Origin of the sequence: uncultured Winogradskyella sp. (assembly GCF_963975125.1) — a bacterium.
GTDB lineage: Bacteria > Bacteroidota > Bacteroidia > Flavobacteriales > Flavobacteriaceae > Winogradskyella.
This window is the reverse complement of sequence record NZ_CAXBGB010000040.1, coordinates 1-20,230: the sequence shown is the minus strand read 5'-3', so window position 1 is coordinate 20,230 and position 20,230 is coordinate 1. Positions and strand designations below refer to the sequence as shown.

20 protein-coding genes are annotated in these 20,230 nt (G+C 32.6%); 4 read left to right on the top strand and 16 right to left on the bottom strand.

Annotated features, from left to right (window positions below; all coding sequences use genetic code 11):
• Positions 1-39: 39 nt before the first annotated feature.
• The 5 genes from AAC053_RS07590 to kynU form a co-directional block, all read right to left on the bottom strand.
• Entirely contained in the window at positions 40-1,479 is a 1,440-nt protein-coding gene (locus tag AAC053_RS07590) for an aldehyde dehydrogenase (RefSeq protein ID WP_339754867.1), read from the bottom strand.
• Positions 1,476-2,177, bottom strand: coding sequence for a hypothetical protein (locus AAC053_RS07585; protein WP_339754864.1), 702 nt, complete (start codon positions 2,175-2,177; stop codon positions 1,476-1,478). Before AAC053_RS07585 ends, AAC053_RS07590 begins: the two co-directional genes overlap by 4 nt.
• Position 2,178: 1 nt before the next feature.
• A complete protein-coding gene (locus AAC053_RS07580) occupies positions 2,179-2,613 on the bottom strand; it encodes a RidA family protein (RefSeq protein ID WP_339754862.1) in 435 nt (144 codons plus the stop codon).
• Positions 2,614-2,732: 119 nt separating this feature from the next.
• On the bottom strand, positions 2,733-4,133 hold the full coding sequence (locus AAC053_RS07575) for an NAD(P)/FAD-dependent oxidoreductase (RefSeq protein ID WP_339754898.1): 1,401 nt from the start codon (positions 4,131-4,133) through the stop codon (positions 2,733-2,735).
• 310 nt (positions 4,134-4,443) lie between these two features.
• Positions 4,444-5,721: a kynureninase gene (gene kynU / locus AAC053_RS07570; protein ID WP_339754861.1), complete on the bottom strand. Its 1,278-nt coding sequence runs from the start codon at positions 5,719-5,721 to the stop codon at positions 4,444-4,446.
• Positions 5,722-5,992: 271 nt separating this feature from the next.
• Here kynU and AAC053_RS07565 point away from each other — a divergent pair, with 271 nt between their 5' ends.
• Positions 5,993-6,412: a (4Fe-4S)-binding protein gene (locus tag AAC053_RS07565; protein WP_339754860.1), complete on the top strand. Its 420-nt coding sequence runs from the start codon at positions 5,993-5,995 to the stop codon at positions 6,410-6,412.
• 140 nt (positions 6,413-6,552) lie between these two features.
• Here AAC053_RS07565 and AAC053_RS07560 read toward each other — a convergent pair whose 3' ends face one another.
• The gene (locus AAC053_RS07560; protein WP_339754858.1) at positions 6,553-7,236 is read right to left on the bottom strand and encodes a hypothetical protein; all 684 of its coding nucleotides are present in this window, start codon (positions 7,234-7,236) and stop codon (positions 6,553-6,555) included.
• A gap of 41 nt (positions 7,237-7,277) precedes the next feature.
• Between AAC053_RS07560 and AAC053_RS07555 the strand changes: the two genes are divergently transcribed.
• Positions 7,278-8,078 (top strand): methyltransferase domain-containing protein, encoded by an 801-nt coding sequence (locus AAC053_RS07555; RefSeq protein WP_339754855.1) that lies wholly within the window; start codon positions 7,278-7,280, stop codon positions 8,076-8,078.
• Positions 8,079-8,185: 107 nt separating this feature from the next.
• On the opposite strand, the gene msrA is transcribed toward AAC053_RS07555, so the two are convergent.
• The 3 genes from msrA to AAC053_RS07540 all read right to left on the bottom strand — a co-directional run bounded on the left by msrA (position 8,186) and on the right by AAC053_RS07540 (position 10,897).
• The gene (msrA, locus tag AAC053_RS07550; RefSeq protein WP_339754853.1) at positions 8,186-8,848 is read right to left on the bottom strand and encodes a peptide-methionine (S)-S-oxide reductase MsrA; all 663 of its coding nucleotides are present in this window, start codon (positions 8,846-8,848) and stop codon (positions 8,186-8,188) included.
• Positions 8,849-9,014: 166 nt separating this feature from the next.
• Positions 9,015-9,800: a C4-type zinc ribbon domain-containing protein gene (locus tag AAC053_RS07545; RefSeq protein ID WP_339754851.1), complete on the bottom strand. Its 786-nt coding sequence runs from the start codon at positions 9,798-9,800 to the stop codon at positions 9,015-9,017.
• Positions 9,801-9,802: 2 nt separating this feature from the next.
• Positions 9,803-10,897: a Nif3-like dinuclear metal center hexameric protein gene (locus AAC053_RS07540; protein WP_339754895.1), complete on the bottom strand. Its 1,095-nt coding sequence runs from the start codon at positions 10,895-10,897 to the stop codon at positions 9,803-9,805.
• A gap of 127 nt (positions 10,898-11,024) precedes the next feature.
• Here AAC053_RS07540 and lpxK point away from each other — a divergent pair, with 127 nt between their 5' ends.
• A complete protein-coding gene (gene lpxK / locus AAC053_RS07535; protein ID WP_339754849.1) occupies positions 11,025-12,023 on the top strand; it encodes a tetraacyldisaccharide 4'-kinase in 999 nt (332 codons plus the stop codon).
• On the opposite strand, the gene AAC053_RS07530 is transcribed toward lpxK, so the two are convergent.
• From AAC053_RS07530 to AAC053_RS07500, 7 genes are read right to left on the bottom strand one after another with little or no spacing between them, the layout of a single operon-like run.
• Positions 12,016-14,256, bottom strand: a complete 2,241-nt coding sequence (locus AAC053_RS07530; protein ID WP_339754846.1) for an ATP-binding protein — start codon at positions 14,254-14,256, stop codon at positions 12,016-12,018. The genes lpxK and AAC053_RS07530 overlap by 8 nt on opposite strands.
• Before the next feature lie 30 nt (positions 14,257-14,286).
• A complete protein-coding gene (gene gap / locus AAC053_RS07525) occupies positions 14,287-15,303 on the bottom strand; it encodes a type I glyceraldehyde-3-phosphate dehydrogenase (protein WP_339754845.1) in 1,017 nt (338 codons plus the stop codon).
• Positions 15,303-16,175, bottom strand: a complete 873-nt coding sequence (gene lipA, locus AAC053_RS07520; protein WP_339754843.1) for a lipoyl synthase — start codon at positions 16,173-16,175, stop codon at positions 15,303-15,305. The genes gap and lipA overlap by 1 nt, the downstream gene beginning before the upstream one ends.
• 50 nt (positions 16,176-16,225) lie before the next feature.
• Complete coding sequence (locus AAC053_RS07515; protein WP_339754840.1) at positions 16,226-17,470, bottom strand: Nramp family divalent metal transporter; 1,245 nt, start codon at positions 17,468-17,470, stop codon at positions 16,226-16,228.
• Entirely contained in the window at positions 17,470-18,015 is a 546-nt protein-coding gene (locus AAC053_RS07510) for a sigma-70 family RNA polymerase sigma factor (protein WP_339754837.1), read from the bottom strand. The genes AAC053_RS07515 and AAC053_RS07510 overlap by 1 nt, the downstream gene beginning before the upstream one ends.
• Positions 18,006-19,118 carry a glycosyltransferase gene (locus tag AAC053_RS07505; RefSeq protein WP_339754835.1) on the bottom strand — a complete coding sequence of 371 codons (1,113 nt, stop codon included), beginning with the start codon at positions 19,116-19,118 and terminating at the stop codon, positions 18,006-18,008. The genes AAC053_RS07510 and AAC053_RS07505 overlap by 10 nt, the downstream gene beginning before the upstream one ends.
• A 6-nt stretch (positions 19,119-19,124) precedes the next feature.
• Positions 19,125-19,328: a membrane or secreted protein gene (locus tag AAC053_RS07500; protein WP_339754832.1), complete on the bottom strand. Its 204-nt coding sequence runs from the start codon at positions 19,326-19,328 to the stop codon at positions 19,125-19,127.
• A gap of 222 nt (positions 19,329-19,550) precedes the next feature.
• Between AAC053_RS07500 and aqpZ the strand changes: the two genes are divergently transcribed.
• Positions 19,551-20,230 (top strand): aquaporin Z (gene aqpZ / locus AAC053_RS07495; RefSeq protein WP_339754830.1); only part of this gene is annotated, 680 nt, incomplete at its 3' end.

The following is a 20,230-nucleotide window of genomic DNA, read 5'->3' as shown; positions in this document are numbered from 1 at the left end:
ATGAGATTGCTACGTCTTTTCATTCCTCGCAATGACATTTTAATACTTTATACAAACATTCTTAGCTTCTGTAAAAAAGCGTAAGGCTTCAAAACCACCTTCTCTGCCAACTCCAGATGCTTTTACACCACCAAAAGGTGTGCGTAAATCACGTAACATCCACGTATTTACCCAAACAATACCAGCTTGTAATTGATTGCTCATACGCATAGTGCGTTTAAGGTTGTTTGTCCAAAGCGTAGCCGATAAGCCATATTTTACTTTGTTTGCCATTTGAATGACTTCATCTTCGCTATTAAATGGCATTATAGTAACCACAGGACCAAATATTTCTTCTTGATTGACACGACATTCATCGTTTGGAACTTCAATAACAGTTGGTTCTAAATAGTAACCGTTTTCAAAACCTTTTACGATGACTTCATTGCCACCACATAAAACAGTTCCGTTTTCTTCTTTAGCGATGTTAATGTATTCTTTTACTTTTTCTAAATGTGGTTTTGAGACTAAAGCGCCAATATTAGTATCTTTTTCTGATGGATGACCAACTTTTAATGCTTTTACTTTTGCTACAAAGTCCGTTTTGAATTTATTATAAATAGAAGCTTCTACAAAAATACGACTTCCACAGAGACAGATTTGCCCTTGATTAGCAAATGATGAACGAACAGTTGTATCTAGCATATCGTCATAATCGCAATCTGCAAAAATGATGTTTGGGTTTTTACCACCTAATTCTAAGGATAGTTTTTTAAACATTGGTGCAGCTACTTTTGCGATGTGTGCTCCTGTTGCTGTACCTCCTGTAAAAGAAATGGCTTTAATATCTGGATGTTCCACAATGGCTTGTCCTGTTGAACCTCCACGTCCGTGAACAATATTTAATACTCCTTTTGGTAAACCTGCTTCGTTGCAAATCTCTCCTAACAAATAAGCTGTCATTGGTGTCACTTCACTTGGTTTAGCAACGACGCAGTTTCCTGCTGCAATTGCAGGTGCGATTTTCCAAGTAAAGAGATAGAGAGGAAGGTTCCATGGTGAAATACACCCTACAACTCCAATGGGTTGTCTTAATGTGTAGTTGATTGCTTGTTGTCCTATACTTTCGTGACTTTCACTAGCAAACTGTGTAATGGCATTACCAAAGAATCTAAAATTACTTGCTGCTCTTGGTATATCAATTGCTTTTGCTAAAGACACAGGTTTCCCGTTGTCTTTGCTTTCGGCTTCGGCAAAACGTTGCAAGTTGGCCTCTAGTAATTCTGAAATTTTAATAAGAATACGACTCCGTTCTTCTAAAGTGGTTTGCGACCAACTCGGAAAAGCAGATTTTGCTGCGATGTATGCGTTTTCAACATCTTCTTTAGAAGAGTCAGGTATTTTTCCGTAAACATTTCCATTTGATGGATTATAGTTGTCTATCCAGTCATTGTTGATTGGATTATGGAAGTTGCCGTTTATGTAGTTTTTTATGTTCATCTTATCCATTGCCCTGCATAATCTATAAATTTCCACGTATTATTTGTTCTCTCAAATAGATAGTTATATCCATAATAATATGAAAAATCTACTTCTATATATGCTTTGTTTAGTGATTTATTAAAGATAGGTTTGCTTATAGAGATACTACTATTTTTTTCTAAATAGTGATAAATATTTTCTAATGAATCGGTTGATACAAATACACGTTCTTCAACAAGACTATCTCCAACATATATATCTTCTCTTATGTTTTTCCAGTCTATTACATTATATCCTAAAGGTTTGAGTTTTTCAATATTAAATTCTTTGTTTAATGTTTGATTATACACAAAAGAAGTGTCTTTTTCGCTTAGTGTAATTGCGATAAGTTGAATGTCAGATATAGATTCAACTTTACCTTTTGCATTTACTATTCTTTTATCATTTGTAATTTTTTTTTCAAAAATTATAGCATTTACATATTTGGCAGATAGGATTAAAGTGTCTTTTAAAATATCATTTAAAAATTCAATTTTAAATTCATTAGTAATTACAGGTGTTTCAATGACTTCTTCTTCAACTTCATTAATCAGTATTTCCTTTTCTGAGTTTTTACACGAAGAACACAGAATCAAGAAAAATATTATACAATAGTAATTTCCAAGTTTAGGCATTGGATCATGGAAGTTGCCGTTTATGTAGTTTTTAATGTTCACATTAAGATGTCTTATAAGCCATTACTTTAATTTCCACTACCAAATCTGGATGTGGTAATTGGTGTACAGCGACTGTTGTTCTGGTTGGTCCTGTTTCTTTATCAAAGAATTCTCCGTAAGCTTTATTGTAGCCTGCAAAGTCATTCATGTTTACTAAAAAAGATGTGACATCAACCACATCTTTTAATGTGGCTCCAACTTTAGCTAAGTTCTTTTCTATGTTTTTTAAGACTTCTCGTGTTTGCACTTCTGCATTTAGACGTTTGGTACCCATTTCGTCAATGATATCAACTCCTGCAATAGTGTTATCTGGTCTTCGAGAACTTGTACCAGAGACGAAAATGAAATCGCCAACTTGTTTAACGTGTGGATAGGCTCCTCTTGGTGTTACACCAGTTCCTGCGGAAGCAGGAATCTCATTATTTTTTTTACTCATAACTTAATATTATCTGTCATTGCGAAGCAAATTTTTATTTGCTGTGGCAATCTGTTTGTATGAAACTTCAATTAAAAAGATTACAGCGTCCCTGCGTTCCTCGTAATGACATTTCAATTTTAATGTAATCCAGCAATTTTATCGTCTTCTAAAATTGCTTCAGTTTCAGTTTTTACTTTGTCTAAAATGTCTTTAAGGTCATCTGAAGTTGAAATAATTCCGTCAGATAACATATTTAATATGGCTTTATCTTGTGCTCTTCCTCTTAACATCGCTTCTCTATAACCAATATCTTCATTAAAGGTAACTAGACTATATTTTGAAGAATAATCTTCTGGAAATTCTTTTTCTAATGCCATTTCAATTTTTCGCTTTTCTTGAAAAATAGCCTGACCAACATGATCCTTCATTTCGTGAAAATTATCAATGGCTAAATCAGCGATAGCATCTGTATCCTTCTTTCGTGTTTTTTCGTAAGCCGTAAAAATGGTTTCCCAATCTCCTTCGTGTTGGTCTAATACAGCATCAAATTCTACCACATCTTCAAAAGAAGCATTCATGCCTTGACCATAAAATGGAACAATTGCGTGAGCCGAATCACCCATCAATAGTGTGTTTCCTTTATAATGCCATGGTGAACATTTTACGGTTCCTAAAGGTGCTGTTGTATTTTCAAAAAAGTCTTCAACTAAATTTGGCATCAATTCTAAAGCATCAGGGAATTCTTTCTGAAAGAATTCTGTTACGATTTCTGGTGTGGTTAGGTTATTAAAATTGTATTCGCCTTCAGTATAACTCAAAAATAAAGTGACTGTAAAACTACCATCTAAATTCGGTAATGCAATAACCATAAAGTCTCCTCTTGGCCAAATGTGTAGTGCGTTTTTATAAGTTTTATAATCTCCAGTTTCCGTAGGAAGAATAGAGAGTTCTTTGTAGCCATGAGTTAAATAATCTTGTGAGAAACTAAATAAGAATTTACGCTCTAAATAATAACTTCTTCGTAATGCTGAACCTGCTCCATCAGTTGCAATAATACAATCGGCATCTTCTATAAATTCTTCTTTGGTATGATAATCTTTAAATAATGCAGTGGTCTTTTCAAAATCAACTGACTTACATTTTTTATTAAAATGAATGCTGACATTCTCGTACTTTTCGGCTTCAGTTAATAGTAATCCATTAAGTTCACCTCTTGAGATAGAGTTAATGTACTCATGCTCACGACCGCTGTAATTAGATAAAAAGGTATTGCCTTCTTTATCATGTAGCATACGACCATTCATTGGTATGCATAAGTCTTTTACTTTGTCTTCAACACCAACCAATTTCATCGCTTTATTACCACGATCTGAAAATGCTAAGTTAATTGATCGACCTGCAGATATGTCTGTTTTACGTAAATCTGGACGCATTTCGTAAACGGTAACGTTGTATCCTCGTTGTCCTAGTCTTAAGGCTAATAAACTTCCACAGAGTCCTGCTCCAATGATTAATATGTTTTGTTGTTTGTTACTCATTTTATTTTTTGTCATTCTGAACTTGTTTCAGGATCTCATATTTTAATTTATTATGTTCATTTTGTCTTGATACAAAACGAACCAAAAAATCACGATCAAAATTAGGAAATTGCTAAAGCATCATTCGCTTTCGGAATTCCGTGCTTGAAGCTTTGCTTCGCATCTACATTCCTTCGCTCTTTATTTCTGAATTTTGATGTTCAATTCTCTGAATTGATTCAGGACTTGATAATTTAATTATTTTGTTCTCAATCTAGTCAGTATTCTATTTTTGTTATTAAATCCATAACAGTTCCTTCCCTTGGAAAGGTTAGGAAGGGGTTTTTAATATTTCTTTCATTTTTTCAACCATAAGATATAGATCTGTAAAAGAATTATATAATGGTACAGGTGCACATCTAATAACATCTGGCTCTCTCCAGTCACTTATAACTCCTGCTTCGGTTAATTTAGTATGTAATGTTTTGTTTGCGTTTAATACTTGTATGGATAATTGGCAACCACGTTCCTCTGGATTTTCTGGTGTAATTATTCTAATGGTACCTTCACCAAGTTGCTTTAATAAGAATTCGAAATAGCCAGTTAATGCTTTCGATTTTTTTAGAAGTTTGTCTAAACCAACCTCATTAAACATATCTAAAGACGCTTTAATTGCAGCCATAGATAAAATCGGTGGATTACTCAATTGCCAACCTTCAGCTCCTGGTAATACATCAAACTCATGTCGCATATTAAAACGTGTGTCTTTGTTATGACTCCACCAACCTGTAAATCGGTTTAATGTTTTATCGTAAGCATGTCGTTCGTGCACAAAACAACCAGATAGGCTTCCTGGTCCTGAATTTAAATATTTATAGGTACACCAAACCGCAAAATCAGCACCAGAGTTGTGTAGATCTAAATCTACATTTCCTGCTCCATGTGCACAATCAAAACCAACCATGCAACCATGTTTGTGACCTAGTTTTGTAATACGTTTAAAATCGAAGAACTGCCCAGTGTAATAATTAACTCCACCAATCATCACTAAAGCAATTTCATTACCATGAGCTTCTAATATGGTTTCTAAGTCTTCGTAACGCAATAGTTCTTCACCGTCTTTTGGTGTCCAAAGAATAAGACCTTCTTTGTCGTCATAGCCATGATGGCGTAATTGTGATTCTACTGCATATTTATCTGATGGAAAAGCATCACTTTCAATAACTATTTTATAACGCTCTTTTGTAGGTTTATAGAATGAAGCCATCATAAAATGAAGATTCGCAGTTAAGGAATTCATGGTGACGACTTCAATTGGTTTTGCACCAACTAGTTTTGCACTAGCATCTGTTAAAAATTCGTGATAAGGCAACCAAGGATTCTTTGCATCAGTATGACCTTCTACTCCTAGATTAGCCCAATCCTCTAATTCCTGATTTATATATGCTTTAGTTGATTTTGGTTGTAAGCCAAGTGAGTTACCACAGAGGTATATCAGATCATTTCCGTTTTTGTCTTTTGGAATATGAAACTGTTGTCTGTAGCTTGATAATTCGTCTAAAGTGTCTTGTTGTTTTGCGTAATCAAGACCAGGTTTATAGTTGGACAAAGTGAATTAGTTTTTTGGTTATTATACCAAATAAACAACAAAATGATGGGTTAAATTCGTTTCTATTTCCTTTATATTTCAATATAAAATAGAACCGTAACTAATGCTATGCTTATATTTTCTTTCAAAATCTAAAGAAAATATAATTCAAATTTACCATCAATAATTTTGATATTCATCTGGTATTAACAAAAATAAGGATTTAAAGCGAAGGATTAAAGATGTTTTATTCAACAAGAAATTTAGTTATCTTTAAAGAAAGAATTAAGGTATGGGAAAGATAAAAGAGTATACTAATAATGAGGTTACTGTGGTTTGGGAAGCTGAAAAATGTATTCATTCAGCAATTTGTGTGAAGAATTTGCCAAATGTGTTTCTACCAAATGATAAGCCTTGGATTAAGATTGATGCAGCATCTACTAAAGACTTAGTAAGTACAATTAAAAAATGTCCTTCTGGTGCGTTAAGTTTTTACATGAATAATGAAGATGATAAAACATCCGAATCTTTAGAGACTAAAGTTGAAGTTTTAGAAAATGGCCCATTGTTAGTTTATGGCACTTTAAAAGTGACACATAAAGATGGTAGTGAAGAAACAAAAAATAAAACAACTGCTTTTTGTCGTTGTGGTGCTTCACAAAACAAGCCATTCTGTGATGGTGCACATGTAAAAGAAGATTTTAGAGGATAAAAGTAAAGCACTTTAACTCGAAAGATAAAGTGCTTTGATATATATAGGCGCCAAAAGGCGGAAAATGTAAGCTATACGTTTTAAGTCGAAACTCTATACGTGAAACTTACATTATAGGTTACAAAAGTAATGCCATAATTCTATTCTTCCAAAGCAATACTTACATCTTCGAAATTTAAATTCCAATTGCCACCTTCTTGTTTGTGATCAGTTGCAATTTTAATTCCGTTGTAATTTTTATAGTTTTCGAATGTAGTCGTAAGTGAGGGTTCTTCAGAATTTCCTTTTCTAAATACCCATTCTCTTATTAAATAATTCTTATCGTAATAAATATCATAAGCATCTCCAGGTGTATAACCACCTTCATCTGGATATGTTATTGTTATTTTATAATGCACCTCTTTGCTAATAGGTGTTTCAGCGCATAAAATATCTGATATCATAATGTCTTTATCCCAAACCAATTGAAAAGGTATTAAAAGCCAAAATTTGTCATTAATAAATCCTCTGTCTGCTCCTACGTGAGAGCTATCCATTTTACTTCTAACATATTCAACAGTTGTTTTACCAGCCATCATTTTTACGCTATCTTCTTTTGGCTTCCATACCCAAGATCTTCCTTTTCCTTTTATGGTGTCTCTATCTACTTTAAATGTGAATTTTACTTCAGATACGTTTTTCCAGTTTTCGAAGCCATGTGCATTTGCGATTTTTTTGGATATGGTTAATTCTTTAGTTTCTTCTGTCACTAGTGTTTCTGACTTATCAGTTTTACATGCAAAAACCAGTAATAGACAAATCAAACCAATGTATAATGACTTCATATCAAAAAGAAATTCTAATTTAGAAGCAAAATTAACCAAGGATGGAAGAGAACACTAATTATTTTGAGGTAAATAAAGACACTTGGAACCAGAAAGTTGGCATACATGCACAAAGTGTAATGTATAAAATGGATGCTTTTAAATCTGGTGAGACCTCATTAATGCCTTATGAGTTGAAAGCATTAGGTGATGTCAAAGGGAAGTCATTATTGCACTTACAATGTCATTTCGGACAAGATACATTGAGTTGGAGTCGGATGGGAGCGAAAGTAGTTGGAGTAGATTTGAGTGATGAAGGTGTGAAACTGGCCAAGCAGCTTAATGATGAATTAAAGCTTGATGCTGATTTTGTGTGTTGTAATGTTTTGGATACCACAGAGCATATTAAGGACACCTTTGATATTGTCTTTACGAGTTATGGTGTGATTGGTTGGTTGCCAGATTTAAAGCCTTGGGCAAAAATGATTGCGGAACGATTAAAGGTTGGTGGCACATTTTATATTGTAGAGTTTCATCCCATACTTTGGATGTTCGATTACATTGATGATGAAGTTAAAATGAAATATCATTATAGCAGAAAGGAAGTAATTTATGAAGAATATGAAGGGACTTATGCTAATCAAGCTTCAAAAATGGTAAGTAAGGAATATGGCTGGAATCATGGGTTAAGCGAAGTCGTAAATTCACTTATAGAAGCTGGTTTACAAATTGAGTATCTTAATGAGTATGACGAAAGTCCGTATGATGTGTTTCCAGATTTAATAAAATTAGATAATGGAATGTATAAGATGAAAGATCAACTTTTTCCTATGATTTTTGAGTTAAAGGCGACGAAAATATAGTTCTGTAAGTTAAATATGCTGTCTAACTGAGCGAAGTCTAAGTTTATTCTATTCTTTAATAACCTATTATAGGTTTCGACTGTGCTCAACATGACAGCAAAATTTGTTTAATGTTTGTGATTCTCCTTTAATAACTCAGGAAACTTAGATTTAAATAGATTCAGTCTTGGAACAGACACATTTCTTATATAACCTTGGTTAGGATGCAGACGTTCGTAATTTTGATGGTAATCTTCACCTTTCCAAAATTTTTGAAATGGGTAAATTTCAGCTGCAATTGTTGCATCTAATTCTTTGGCTAAAGCCGCTTTTTTTTCTTCTATAATTTTCTTTTGTACATCATCTTGGTAAAAAATAATTGAGCGGTATTGTGAACCTCTATCTGGCCCTTGACCATTAACTTGTGTTGTGTTTTGAGAACCAAAATATACATCTACTAATGTAGCAAAACTCACAATTTCAGGGTCGTAAATAACCTCTACGGCTTCAGCATGTCCTGTTCTCCCTGTGTTACTCGCGTCATAAGTTGGGTTATTAGTATATCCACCAGAATAACCATTTATAACTTCTTCAACACCTTTTACACTTTCGTATATTGCTTCAACACACCAAAAGCAACCACTCGCAAAATAGGCTCTTGCTTTGCCAGTTTGTAATGCCACTACAACCGGTTTGGCATCGATAACGGCTTGTTGTTTTTCGCTTACCTGAGCTGAATTATAACAGCTAAATAATAGGGTGATACTTAAAACGTAAAATATTTTTTTCATTTTATCTTCAAGTTAATTCAGGATCTCATCAAATTTAAACCCGATATTATTTCCTTTTTTAATAGTCGTGTAAAATTACAAATCCTTAATAGCGAATTGTTTTAAATTTTTTAAATAAAAAAAGCCTCTGCAATTGCAAAGGCTTTCTAATTATATATAGTAGTTATTATTTACTAAGTTTAGCAAATAATTTTTTCATTTTCACTTTTTCTTCTTCAGCTAATTCTGCATCAACTAAGATACGTCCACTGTGCTCATCAGTAATTACTTTTTTACGAGATGCAATTTCTACTTGTACTTGTGGAGGAATTGTAAAGAAAGAACCACCAGAAGCACCACGTTCAATAGCAACAACAGCTAAACCATTTTTAACATTGTTTCTAATTCTGTGGTACGCATTTACTAAACGATCGTCAATTTTCTTTTGAAATTCTTCAGATTTACTGTTAAGTGCGTCTTCTTCTTTTTCAGTTTCTTTTAAGATTTCGTTTAACTCACCTTTTTTATGCTTAAGGTGTGCATTACGGTCTTTTAAGCGATCTTTAGTTTCAGAAATAACTACTTTTTTCTGATCGATCTGAACTTTAAATTCTTTGATATGTTTTTCAGCGAGTTGAATTTCTAATTCCTGAAATTCAATTTCTTTAGTCAATGAGTTGTATTCTCTGTTATTTCTAACATTTTTTTGTTGCTCACTGTATTTTTTTATTAAAGATTTCGCTTCTTCGATTAAGTTTTTCTTTCCTTTAATCTCATCATCAATAATAGAAAGGTTATCATTTAGCTTTTCCATTCTTGTGCTAAGACCCTCAACTTCATCTTCTAAATCTCCAACTTCTAGTGGAAGTTCTCCTCTGACATTTCTTATTTCGTCTACTCTAGAGTCAATTAATTGTAAATCAAATAGTGCTCTTAATCGCTCTTCAACAGAAGCTTCAGCTTTTTTTGCCATAATTATAAATACTTTACCGGATTTGTATTTGTCTTTGATAAAATGATTGCAAAATTAGTAATTTTTTTCGAGAGATAGTCCACTAAAAACGTTTTTGTGAACTGCTCACTTTCATAATGTCCTATATCAGCTAAAATAATCTCATTTTCAGCACTGAAAAAATCATGATATTTTAGATCTGCTGTAACCAAAATGTCTGCACCTGAGGCTTTTGCAGCGTTTATTGCAAAACTACCAGAGCCACCTAAAACCGCAATACGTTTTATAGATTTATTTGTTAGTTTAGAATGTCTAATACATTCAGTATTCATTCTTCTTTTAATGAATTTAAGACAGTCCGTAACATTCATAGGTTCTTCTAGTTCACCAATCATACCTATACCAATATGTTGATTGGTGTTTTCTAAGGTCGAAACTTCATAGGCAACTTCTTCGTATGGATGAGTTTCAAACAACGTTTTTAATACTTTAGTCTCTAAATGTTTTTTGAAAGTGACAGAAATTGCGGTTTCATTTTCTGTATGTAATTCACCTTTTTGACCAATTATGGGGTTAGAATCTTCATTTCCCATATAGGTACCTTTACCATCAACATTAAAACTGCAAGATTCATAATTACCAATACTCCCAGCACCAGCTTTGAACAATGCATTTCTAAGTGCTTCAGCATTTGCTTTAGGAATGTAGGTTTGTAGTTTTTTAATGGTACCAGATTGAGGGATTAATATCTTTTTATTTTTTAGACCTAATTGGTCACAAATAATAGAATTAACACCTTCAACAGCATTGTCTAAAGCAGTATGAATTGAAAAAATAGCAATATTATGTTGTATGGCTTTTATAACTACACGTTCTACATATGTTTTGCCAGTTAATTTTTTTAGTTCTTTAAATATAATGGGATGAAAGCTAACAATGAGATTGCAATTATTGCCAATTGCCTCATCAACAACAGCCTCAAGTGTATCTAAAGTGACCAAAATGCCAGAAACAGGTTGATTTTTGTCTCCAATTAATAGCCCAACATTATCGAAATCTTCGGCATAAGCTAAAGGAGCTAAGTTGTGTAACTGATTAATAACATCTTGAACAATCATAAAGTGTGAATTTGTATCAAAAATAACATATTTTAGTACCAATGAAACATCAAGCTTTAAATTTGCATTTGGATCAATATTGTTATTTTGATGTTCCATGTGACCAAAAAACAGTGAATAAAAATTCATGAAATTCATTAGAATTATATTATTTCCAATTGTTCCTATTTATTATATCGTGACATGGTTGCGTAATAAACTTTACGATCTTGGTATTAAGTATTCAAAATCATATGATTTTCCTGTGGTTTGTGTTGGAAATCTCAGTACTGGTGGCACAGGAAAAACTCCCATGATTGAATATTTAATTCGATTATTGAAAGATGATAATTCAATAGCGACATTAAGTAGAGGTTATAAACGAAAGACTGAAGGTTTTGTTTTGGCTGACGAAAATACAAATGTAAATAGCATTGGTGACGAGCCTTTTCAATTCTATAGTAAGTTTAATGATATAATAGTTGCTGTAGATGGCAATAGACAAAGCGGAATAACACAACTTAGAAAATTAAAACAGCAACCCGATGTTATTTTACTAGATGATGCCTATCAACATAGAAAAGTTAAAGCTGGGTTTAATATTCTTCTAACAGCATATAATAATCTCTATTATAAAGATATTGTTTTGCCAACAGGAAATTTAAGAGAACCGAGTTCTGGTGCTAAAAGAGCAGATATAATTGTAGTTACTAAATGTAGAAAGGATATTTCTGAAGATGAGAAAAATATGATAATTTCGAAGATAAAATTGCAAAATCATCAAAAGCTATTCTTTAGTTATATTGATTATGCAGATACTGTAATATCAAGTTTTAAATCTTTGAAATTAGCCACACTTCAAAAATTTACTTTGGTTACAGGTATTGCCAATGCGAAACCTTTGGTTGATTTTTTAGCTAATAAAGGATTGAAGTTTGATCATTTAGAATATGGTGATCACTATAATTTTAAAGCTTCAGACATAGAAGATTTTGCTGATAAATCTTTAATAATTACAACAGAAAAAGACTATGTACGTTTGTCAAATAATGAAAGTTTAAAAGATAACTTGTATTATTTACCAATACAAATTAAAATAGATAAAGCAGAAATTTTTAATACTGCAATAACGTCATTTATTAGCTAAAAAAGCTAGAGACAATTTTTTCACCTGAAAGTGCTGTATATAATTTCTCTTCAAAATCTTCTTGTTTGAAAGGTTTTGAAATGATGTCATCAAATCCTGCATCACCAAACTCATGCATTTTATCTTCTAAAGTTACAGCAGTAAGTGCAAAAATGGTTAACTCTTTATCAAAAGTTCTTATGATTTTTGTCGCCTCCAATCCGCTAATGCCTGGCATGTGTATATCCATTAACACAACATTGTACTCAATATTTTTAACTTGTTCTACAGCGGCTTCACCATTGTCAACAACATCGCAATAAAGATCCATTTTATTGAGAATCTTTTTGGTAATCATTTGATTAATTTTGTTGTCTTCTACAATTAAAATTTTAATTTCACTTAAATCCAAATCGTCCATCTTACTAGATTTTTTAATTTTTTCTACTTTAGGTTTTTCTACTTTTTCAGCATATTCTAAAGGAATTTCAAAAAAGAATGTTGTGCCTTTACCAAGCTCACTCTTTAAGTAAATTTTACCTTTAAGAATTTGAATAAGTCCTTTTACAATAGATAAACCAAGACCAGTGCCACCATATTTTCTGTTAATTTGTACAGAGCCTTGAGAGAAACTCTCAAACATGTGGTCTTGTTTTTCTTTTGTAATACCAATACCATTATCTTCAATTTCAAAGCGAAGGGTGTACTTTTTGTTTTTTTGATTGATTTTGTACGCTCTCACCCAGATGTCGCCATCTTTTGTGAATTTAATAGCATTTCCAAGTAGGTTAATTAAGATTTGGGAAATCTTCAATTGATCACCAAAATATGATTCTGGTAAACTGTCTTCATAATCAAAATGTATTTGGGTACCGTTAACCTTAGCTGAGTTGCTAAGTGCAGAGATTACATTTTCGAGTTTATTTTTTAGGTTGAATTGTTCTGGGTCTAATTCAACTTTGTTAGCTTCAATTTTATTAATTTGAAGAATATCATTAATAAAAGTTAATAGATAATCTCCTGAAAATTTTAATGATTTTAAATGCGGTATTTGATGCTCTTTAGGTTCTTCGTCTAATAACATATTAGTAAGTCCGGTTACTGCATAAAGGGGCGTTCGTAACTCATGTGTTACGGTTGACAAGAAATTGGCCTTAGTTTTAGACGCTAAATCTGCTTTCTCTTTTGCAACAATAAGTTCATCATTTTTTTTATGAAGCATATTGTTAGTTTTCAACCTTATATTATTGTTTTTATATAATGACAAGGTTAAGAGTGATAAGATGGTGATTAATGCAATACTTAATATGGTTGTAATTCTTGTGAAATTACTTTCAGCACTTACTTCATCTAATGTTGCCTTTAATTGAGCATTTTTTGCATCCTTGTATTGATTTATGGATTGACCCGTAATACCTAGTGCTAAGTTTTCGCGCCTTACGTTTAGTATGGAATCTGATATCTGTATATGTTTTGTGATATAATTAAAAGAATTTTTATAATCACCTTGTTTTTTATAGATATCGCTTAAGGTTAAATAGGCGTCGTTAATATTTTCTGAAATGTTATTAGCCTGTGCTATCGAGAGACCTTCTTCTGTTTGATATAAAGCTAACTTACTGTTGTTTAACGCGCTAGAGACTTTTCCTTTTTGTATTAAGGCACTGCTCAGACGACGTTTTTGTTCATACTTTTTAGCAAGGATAATTGTTTTTTCTAGTTTTGCTTTAGCTTCTTCATAACGGTTTAGTGCAATCAAGGCTTTAGCTTCATTTAAAGTAACTTCAGAAATATATTCTTCTAAACTCTCTTGTTCAAATAAAGTTTTAGCTGAGTTAAAGTACTCTAAAGCACTTTCATATTCCTCCTTGGTACTTTGAATAACTCCTTTAATATTATAAGTAATTGCTAAGTTGGCAAAGTCATTATTTTCACGTTGTAGCTTTGTAGCTTTTGCTAGAGAAATATTGGCCTGATCTTGCTCATTGACGAGAAATTGAACTTTTGCGATTTTTGTATAAACTTTACCTTGGCTAGATTTATCGTCAATTTTTTCTGCAATGCCTAATGCTTTTTCTAAGTTGTCTAATGCATTGTAATAAACACCGCGATCACTATCTAATTTAGCTTGATCGATATGTTCTTGAAGTCTTAACGAGAGCATGTCTGTATCTTCTACACTATCTTGTTGTGCGAAAATCAGACTACAAAAACATGCTAAAAAAACAAATATGTAATATTTGATTCGGGACATTTCAGCTCACTTTAATTTAAACAAATATAATTATTTATTCGACAAAAGTGCTTTTTTATCCGACAAATTGCAAATTAAATCTAAAATTCTTGAGCTGTAACCAGTCTCATTATCGTACCAACCCACAATTTTTACCATATCACCAATAACAGATGTCATTAGTGCATCAAAGATACAAGAGTGCGTATTACCAACAATATCAATAGATACAATTGGGTCTTCGGTATATTCTATAATACCTTTTAAGTTTGTGGCAGCTGCGTTTTTAAAAATGGCATTCACCTCTTCTATCGATGTTGATTTTTCAACATTAATAGTAATATCAGTTAAAGAGCCGTTAGCTACTGGAACTCTAATACCACAACCGCCAATAACATTAGATAAATCTGGAAAAATCTTTGTCAAGGCTTTAGCTGCTCCAGTTGTTGTTGGCACAATAGATTGACCAGCTGCTCTGGCACGTCTCAAATCTCGGTGAGGTTGGTCGTGTAAACTTTGATCGGTTGTATAAGAGTGAATCGTTGTGATATATGCTTGTCTAATACCAAAATGCTCTTTTATTAAAGCAATCATTGGTGCCGCATTGTTTGTTGTGCATGATGCGTTAGATAATACAGATTCTGATCCATCTAAAATGTAATCATTAACACCGAGAACAATCGTTTTAATATCATCTTCTAGCGATGGAACTGATAAAATGACTTGCTTTGCTCCATTATTTATATGATGTTGAAGTTCGGCTTTGGTATTAAATTTCCCTGTAGATTCTATTACAAAATCTGGCTGAATTGATGACCAATCAATATCTTTAGGATGTGATTTATTGTATAAAGGGATTAAACGATCATTAACAATGATATGATTTTTATCAAAAGAGATCACTTCATTTAAAACACCATGAATACTATCGTATTTTAATAGATGGCTTAATGTTTTAGTGTCTGCTAAATCATTAATGGCTACAACTTGTATTTGAGGATGTTGCAGTGCCAATCTAAAGACACGACGACCAATTCTGCCAAAACCGTTTATGGCAATAGTAATCATTAGTTAATGTGTTTTTGAGCCTTGTAAGACGATCTCACTAAAGCACTACTTTCTACATGTCTGAATCCTAAACTTATACCTATAGATTTGTATTCATCAAACTGATCTGGATTAACAAACTGTTTCACTGGTAAATGTTTTTTACTTGGTTGAAGATACTGACCAATAGTTACCACGTCAACATCATTATTTCGTAAATCGTGCAATGTTTCGATAACTTCTTCACGTTTTTCACCTAAACCTAACATAATCCCAGATTTAGTTCTGCGTTGTCCTTGTTGTTTTAAATATTTTAAAACACCCATACTACGGTCGTATTTCGCTTGTATTCTCACGTCACGTGTAAGTCTTCTTACGGTTTCAATATTATGAGATACTACTTCTGGTGCCACATCTATTATGCGATCAATATGTTTCTCTATACCTTGAAAATCTGGTATAAGTGTTTCAAGTGTTGTTTCAGGATTCATACGTTTTACTGCTTTTACAGTTTCGGACCACATAATGCTTCCCATGTCTTTTAAATCGTCTCTGTCAACACTTGTTAAAACAGCGTGTTTAATTTGCATTAGCTTTATAGAACGTGCTACTTTTTCTGGTTCATCCCAATCTACAGTTTCTGGTCGCCCAGTTTTAACACCACAAAAGCCGCAAGAACGTGTGCAGACATTTCCTAAAATCATAAAAGTAGCTGTGCCTTCTCCCCAACACTCACCCATATTTGGGCAACTTCCAGATGTACAAATGGTATTAAGTTTGTACTTATCAACTAAACTTCTTAATTCGGTATATTTCTTTCCAGTAGGTAGTTTAACCTTAAGCCATCTTGGTTTGCGTTCTGGTAAAATATCTGAAGCAACTTTGGTTTCCATGCATTTTCAATTTCAGGCAACAAAGATACGAAGTAAATAATTAAAATAGATTATAGAAAGGTAAGATACCAGACGCTAAAACCAATTAAAAAGAGGATGCCTAACCACGATAAAACATGAAGTCTTAAGCTTGGTCTCCACTCTTTTGGTGTGTGGTTGCTAGAAATTAATTTGTAATTAATGATGGCATAAAAAGGTGCAGTTATAAAAGAAAGTATTGTTGCAATCTTAATAAGTTTTCCCATTTCTGAGGCGAAAACAAAAAAGATAATTATGGTGCCCAAAGTTAATATTAAAATCCAAAATAAATATCCTCTTCGGAATGTTGTTTCTGTGAGCAATTCTAAACTCTTGGACATCGCTCTAGGTGAGGCATCTAATGTGGTTATAGTAGTGCTAAACATAGTTGTAAAAGCGGCAACACCAATAATAATATAGGTCCAATCCCCTAAATTTTTTGTATATAAATCTATGAGCTGATTAGAAAAAACAGCTGCTTTGTTACTAAATGTTTCACCTGTATCATACATTACAAAATAGCCTAAGCACACAAAAGTGATACCCAAAATGATGGCGCTTATATAACCAATATTAAAATCGAGTAGTGCAGCTTTTGGTGCAAATGTACCATCGTTTTTCTTTTTTTCTATTGCCCATATAGAGTGCCATACCGATATATCTAATGGAGCTGGCATCCAACCCATAAAAGCAATTAAAAAGGCTATTTCCGTAGTGTTTTCTGGCAGTACTTGAGTTAATAACATCGGTTGGTTAAATTCTGTAAAAGCAAAATAAACAGCAACTAGAGTACTTAATGTAAGTGTTACAATGATAAACTTAATGAGTTTATCTAAGGTCCGGTATTTGCCTAGGAATAGAATTAAAAGACAAATGAATAATATAATAACCGTCCAGATTTCTACACTTGTAATACTTGGATATCCTAAATTTAAAAAACTTATATCACCAAAAAGAGAATTTGCCAAACCAGCACTAACAATAGTTACTGCTGTTTGAATGGTGAACATGGTGCCTAAGCTTAAAATGAAATAGGCGATAAGGACTCCTTTGCCTAGTTTACGATAGCCTTCTAATAGGCTTTCGCCAGTTGCGGATGCGTATCTTGGTCCAAATTGAAAGAAGGGATACTTGAATAGATTAACTAGTAATAATGCCCATAATAAACCGAGACCAAAATCTGCACCTGCTCTAGTGGATTGCACCAAATGCGATACTCCAATTGCGGCACCTGCAAATAGTAATCCTGGTCCTAGTTTTTTGAGTGTTGAAAACATTATTTTTTGGTAATAATGGCGGCCAATAGTTTTTTAGCTCTAAGTAATTTTACTTTAACATTATTAATAGGCTCGTTCAATTCTTCCGATATTTCTTTATAACTCAATTCTTGAAAATATCTCAAATTAATAACTTCTTGATAATGTGGTTTTAGCTTTTTTATATCTCGTAGAAGCTTTGCTAAATTTTGTTCAGTAATAATCTTATCTTCAGGAGTTGGTGAATCGTCAACAATATCATAATAATGGTATTCGTTGTCTTTAGAAGTGTTTCTGATAGATTTCTTTTGTTTTCTTACAAGATCAATATGTATATTTTTAGAAATGGTGATAAGCCAAGTCTTAAACTTATAATCTTCTTTATAAGTTCTAATCTTATCAAAAGCTTTAGAAAAAGTTTGAATGGTGATATCCTCAGCGTCATTTTCGTTTTGCGTTCGTTTTAACTGAAACCCATAAACATCATTCCAAAAGGTATCTAGTAAAAAATTGAACGCAATTTGATCATTCTTTTTTGCTCTAGTAATAGCGTCTTTTACTTCCAATGCTTGGGTTTAGATAAAATATTAGCAATAAAGATACTTAATTGTGTAAGAATTAAAAAGAATTCGAGAATTGGCACTAAGAATATAAGGTCAACTTCATTGAGTTTTTTTGCCGTAAATCCTAAACATAGTAATTGAATGATAAACCGTAGAGCGATCATTGCTGTTATCCACTCCCAAGAAGATCCTTTTGTAATTAATAGAACTCCGATAATCCAAAATAATAGTTGAGAACTATAAAATAGGATTAATAAGAATTTATGCAAGGGTTTATAAAATTTTGCGGTACTGATATGTCTTCGCTTTTGCACAATCCAATCTTTGAAAGACGTTTTAGGTTCAGAGATCGTATGGCTATCTTTGGTATAACAGGTTGAAGTATTTTTGTTGTTTGCTACTTCATTTATAAACAAATCATCATCACCAGATTTTAAATTCATATGACTATTAAAGCCAGAATTGTTAAAAAACAACTCTTTCCGATAGGCCATGTTTCTCCCGACTCCCATATATGGTAATCCTAAATTAGCATAAGAAAAATACTGTAGCGCAGACATCACAGTTTCAAAACGAATGAGTTTGTTCAAAAATGAAAATTCTTTTTTTGCATAAGCACCATAACCAAGAACGATAGATTTTTCATTTGAAAAATTACTACTTATCTGAGCTAGCCATTTGTTTGAGTTTGGTGCGCAATCAGCATCTGTAAATACTAAAAAGTTATGTTTTGAAGCTTTTATACCTAATGTTAATGCATATTTTTTATTTCCCCAAAACGTTTCAATAGTTTTTACATCTACAAGTTTTATGTTTTTATACTTTTTAGCAAAGTCCTTCATAATATCTAATGTTTCATCAGAAGAACTGTCGTTAACTAAAACAACTTCAAAAGTCGGGTAGTCTTGCTCTAATACTAAAGGTAGATTTTTCTTTAAATTTCCAACCTCATTTTTAGCACAAATAATAACTGAAATTGGAATGTTCTTTTTTAATCGTGTCTTGTCACGTTTTAGAGCAAAAGAAAATAGAAAACTGAGATAATAAGTAACTTGAATACTAACAACTACAATAAATGCATAAAATAGTATAGAGGAAAGCGTCATTAAGACTTATGAATGTTCAGGTTCGTTACAATCCTTATATTCATCTGGCGTTTTTCCACAAAAACCACAAGCTTCACCTTCTTTATTAAGCATTGGGTTTTGGCTAGCACATGTACCAGCAAATTTACCGTCTTTTTTCGCCCAAATTTTTATAGCAATTCCTGCTACACCTAGAGCCAATAATGTTAGGGTAATTAATAGTAATTTCATCTGTTAATATCTATTGCTTTTTAATTGTCAGATGTAACATCCATAGTATTCACTCATTCTCGTATTTAAGCGTTTAAGAACGGATGTTTCATTTTAATGATTAAATTTAGCACAAAGATAATGCTTTTACCTATATTTTCTCCCCCTTCTTCAATGTGACTTAACACACTATTGTTGTGTCGTATATCTAATAAACATTTATTACTAACTAATTTATCAATTATGAAAAAATTATTTGCTGAGTTTTTCGGAACATTTTGGCTTGTGTTTGGAGGTTGTGGAAGTGCAATATTCGCTGCCGGATTTCCAGAATTAGGAATTGGATTTGTGGGAGTAGCGTTAGCTTTTGGTCTCACAGTATTAACTATGGCTTATGCTGTTGGCCATATCTCTGGTGGGCATTTTAATCCTGCAGTGTCTATTGGACTTTGGGCTGGCGGAAAATTTGAAGCCAAAGATTTAATAGGCTATGTTTTAGTTCAAGTTATTGGTGCTATTGCTGCAGCTGCAGCACTTTATCTTATTGTTTCTGGTAAATCTGGATTTGAAACGGTAGGTGGTTTTGCTGCTAATGGTTATGATGCTCTATCTCCAGGTGGGTACAGTATGATGTCTGCATTAGTAGCTGAGGTCATTTTAACTGCATTTTTCTTAATTATTATTTTAGGAAGCACAAATGTGAGGGCTCCAAAAGGATTTGCACCTATTGCTATTGGTTTAGCGTTAACTTTAATTCACTTAATAAGTATTCCTATTACAAATACTTCTGTGAATCCTGCAAGATCTTTGAGTCAGGCTCTATTCGCTGATGGTGCTTATTTATCTCAAGTTTGGTTATTTTGGGTAGCTCCAATTGGAGGTGCTATTATTGGTGGTATTATTCACAAAACTTTTTTTGAAAA

Bases quoted from the DNA above. Each gene is read 5' to 3' on its own strand.
- gap (WP_339754845.1), bottom strand. From the start codon at position 15,303: ATGATTACTATTGCCATAAACGGTTTTGGCAGAATTGGTCGTCGTGTC.
- lipA (WP_339754843.1), bottom strand. From the start codon at position 16,175: ATGGAAACCAAAGTTGCTTCAGATATTTTACCAGAACGCAAACCAAGA.
- AAC053_RS07590 (WP_339754867.1), bottom strand. From the start codon at position 1,479: ATGAACATAAAAAACTACATAAACGGCAACTTCCATAATCCAATCAAC.
- AAC053_RS07580 (WP_339754862.1), bottom strand. From the start codon at position 2,613: ATGAGTAAAAAAAATAATGAGATTCCTGCTTCCGCAGGAACTGGTGTA.
- AAC053_RS07540 (WP_339754895.1), bottom strand. From the start codon at position 10,897: ATGATTGTTCAAGATGTTATTAATCAGTTACACAACTTAGCTCCTTTA.
- msrA (WP_339754853.1), bottom strand. From the start codon at position 8,848: ATGAAAAAAATATTTTACGTTTTAAGTATCACCCTATTATTTAGCTGT.
- AAC053_RS07500 (WP_339754832.1), bottom strand. From the start codon at position 19,328: ATGAAATTACTATTAATTACCCTAACATTATTGGCTCTAGGTGTAGCA.
- AAC053_RS07515 (WP_339754840.1), bottom strand. From the start codon at position 17,470: ATGTTTTCAACACTCAAAAAACTAGGACCAGGATTACTATTTGCAGGT.
- lpxK (WP_339754849.1), top strand. From the start codon at position 11,025: ATGAAATTCATTAGAATTATATTATTTCCAATTGTTCCTATTTATTAT.
- AAC053_RS07575 (WP_339754898.1), bottom strand. From the start codon at position 4,133: ATGAGTAACAAACAACAAAACATATTAATCATTGGAGCAGGACTCTGT.
- AAC053_RS07530 (WP_339754846.1), bottom strand. From the start codon at position 14,256: ATGTCCCGAATCAAATATTACATATTTGTTTTTTTAGCATGTTTTTGT.
- AAC053_RS07555 (WP_339754855.1), top strand. From the start codon at position 7,278: ATGGAAGAGAACACTAATTATTTTGAGGTAAATAAAGACACTTGGAAC.
- AAC053_RS07505 (WP_339754835.1), bottom strand. From the start codon at position 19,118: ATGACGCTTTCCTCTATACTATTTTATGCATTTATTGTAGTTGTTAGT.
- AAC053_RS07560 (WP_339754858.1), bottom strand. From the start codon at position 7,236: ATGAAGTCATTATACATTGGTTTGATTTGTCTATTACTGGTTTTTGCA.
- AAC053_RS07565 (WP_339754860.1), top strand. From the start codon at position 5,993: ATGGGAAAGATAAAAGAGTATACTAATAATGAGGTTACTGTGGTTTGG.
- AAC053_RS07545 (WP_339754851.1), bottom strand. From the start codon at position 9,800: ATGGCAAAAAAAGCTGAAGCTTCTGTTGAAGAGCGATTAAGAGCACTA.